Genomic DNA, 2,166 nt, shown 5'->3' with positions numbered 1-2,166 from the left:
TTGCGTTAACAGGCCCTAGTTCGCGGTCGGGCAACCTTTTGAGGTCGCTCTTGAACTCGACGGTCAGCGATTCGTTCGGCGGCAGGGTAGAGGTCATGAGGCAGGAGTTTGCAGCAAGGGGGGCACGCGGACGCAACTGGTGAGGAAGTCGAGATACAAGATTTTCTCTTGGCGTGAGTCAGACATGTCAGGACACCGCTGCTCTAAGCCGACACCGTCAGCAGCTCGTCCCAGCAGGTGGTGTAGCGCGGCGTGCGGCGCTCCTGCCGCATGGTCCAGCGCGGGCTGGCTTCCTGGCACAGGCCGGCGCTGCCCAGCGTGAGCGTGCCGCGGCCGAAGCGGTCGTTGACCGCGTCGAGCGCGCGCATGAGCCGGGCCTGGCGCCGCTCGTGGACGACGGCGTCATCGCCCAGTTCCAGCTCCTGCTGACCCTGGGTGGCCGGCGGCAGGCCGGAGAGGTCGAGGAAGCACTCGTCGATTAAGAGGTACCATGGCCAGTGTTGCATTTCAATTAGAGGGAAAGCTCTGTACGTAGAGGTATCCCCAACCGTTATCTCCAGTGCTCGTCCGTACTCAAGCAGTTCCTGAACATGTCATCGTTGACCCCGTGAGACACATGCCAAGACTATGGTCCACGGCGTGGTCCCTAGGCCTCACGAGTAGTTCTCAGGCGACCAGCACGCGAAAGCTGTACCTCCAGCATCTGGACAGCTTTTATCGGTACTGTGACGAACGCTTCGGTGCCGACGCCTTCGACGAGGGTATGAGCACTCGGGACGCTGAGGGCGTGATGCTCATGGTGGAGTCGTTCTATCTAACGACAACCTCAGACCCGGCCTACAACACGACTGATGTTCAGCGGTGGGGCGTAGTCAGAGCATTCGTGCAATCGCTGGCCAAACGCTTAGCGCCTAGTAACCCAGAGTGGGCCGCAGCTGCTTCTATGCTGGCAGCCATGGGCAGGATGCGCGCCCCCCGTCTCGGTGGCTTCCGCTTCATTCGTGCGCTGCCGAAAACAACGCTGCTGGACCTCCTTGAGGTAGCGCATCCCAGCTCGCCTCGAAATCCTTTCAAGGGGTATCAAACGCGCGTGCGGAACTGGCTCATCGTCAACCTAATGCTGCTGGCTGGGCTCCGTCGTGGCGAAGCACTGCTGTTGGCCTGTGACTCCTTGAAGGAAGACGTGGACCCGGAGTCAGGAGAGGTGGTTCGTTGGCTTGACATCACCACGGTGTTCGAGAACGATCCGAGGTCGACCACGCCACGCATCAAAACTCTGGAATCCCACAGGCAAATTCCGGTGTCAGAGGACTTAGCTCTGCTCTACCAGCACTTCGCCGCCGAGCATCGACCTACCGATGCCGGACATGGTTTCCTACTGACCACCAAGGCGGGGGCCCCGCTCTCTGCCGAGGCACTAAGTAAGGTCTTCAGGAAACTGACGGATGCCCTGGCACCCGAGGCAATCCAAAGCCTCTTCGATAGATCTGGCGGCAAGACGAACATTTCGCCTCACGACCTGCGACACACCTGCGCCACGGCCAGATACACGATGTTTATGGAGCTGAACCCCGACCGCGAGTTGGCAATCCAACGGATGCGGGCGTTCTTCGGATGGTCAGCGAGGTCAGCCATGCCTGAGCACTACGCACGTGCGGCGATTCAGGACGACTTGATGCAAGCATGGAACACACTGTTTGCTGAAAAGACTAGTCTTATGCGGGGGATTTCTGCGTGAACCACGCCATTGAAATCGCCCTCCCGCAACCTCAGTCCGAGCATGGTGGGAAATCTCCCTTGGACTGGAAGTGGCCCGCTGCCCCCGCGTTGATGACCCTTTTCGACAAGTATTCCGGACGGGAGTCGGTGGTGAGGTTGGCGGACCGTCACTGGGAGGTCTTTGCAGCTGGCAGCACGGTACGGCTGGAGTTCGCCGAGGGTCAAGTTGGCGAATTACAGCGAGCGCTTGTTCTGCTGACACGACGGGCGTCCTCCCCAGCACCATTCCGGACCTTCGCCAACGTCCTCATAGCCAAATGGCCAGCCATCTTGGAACTGCTCGCTACCCCTGCGGAAAAGCTGCGAGAGACCTGGACCACTGTGCTGAGCCACCCGCTGGAGACGAACGTCGCGAAGGCCGTGTTGAAGCTAGGGCGTGTCATCAAT

The 2,166-nt window shown here is 60.1% G+C and carries 3 protein-coding genes; 2 read left to right on the top strand and 1 reads right to left on the bottom strand.

The window, feature by feature from the left end; translation table 11 throughout:
• Positions 1–203 precede the first annotated feature (203 nt).
• Positions 204–506 (bottom strand): DUF4113 domain-containing protein, encoded by a 303-nt coding sequence (locus C6P64_RS17745; RefSeq protein WP_105749847.1) that lies wholly within the window; start codon positions 504–506, stop codon positions 204–206.
• A gap of 257 nt (positions 507–763) precedes the next feature.
• On the opposite strand from C6P64_RS17745, the gene C6P64_RS17740 reads away from it, so the two are divergent.
• Together C6P64_RS17740 and C6P64_RS18390 are read left to right on the top strand one after the other, a co-directional pair.
• Positions 764–1,738, top strand: coding sequence for a tyrosine-type recombinase/integrase (locus C6P64_RS17740; protein ID WP_211296892.1), 975 nt, complete (start codon positions 764–766; stop codon positions 1,736–1,738).
• On the top strand, positions 1,735–2,166 hold a 432-nt coding region (locus C6P64_RS18390), incomplete at its 3' end, for a hypothetical protein (protein ID WP_211296891.1). The genes C6P64_RS17740 and C6P64_RS18390, both read left to right, overlap by 4 nt.

Origin of the sequence: Malikia granosa (genome assembly GCF_002980595.1) — a bacterium.
In the GTDB taxonomy this organism is placed as follows: Bacteria; Pseudomonadota; Gammaproteobacteria; order Burkholderiales; family Burkholderiaceae_C; genus Malikia; species Malikia granosa.
Note: the sequence above shows the minus strand (reverse complement) of the source record. Positions and strands in the feature narration are given on the sequence as shown.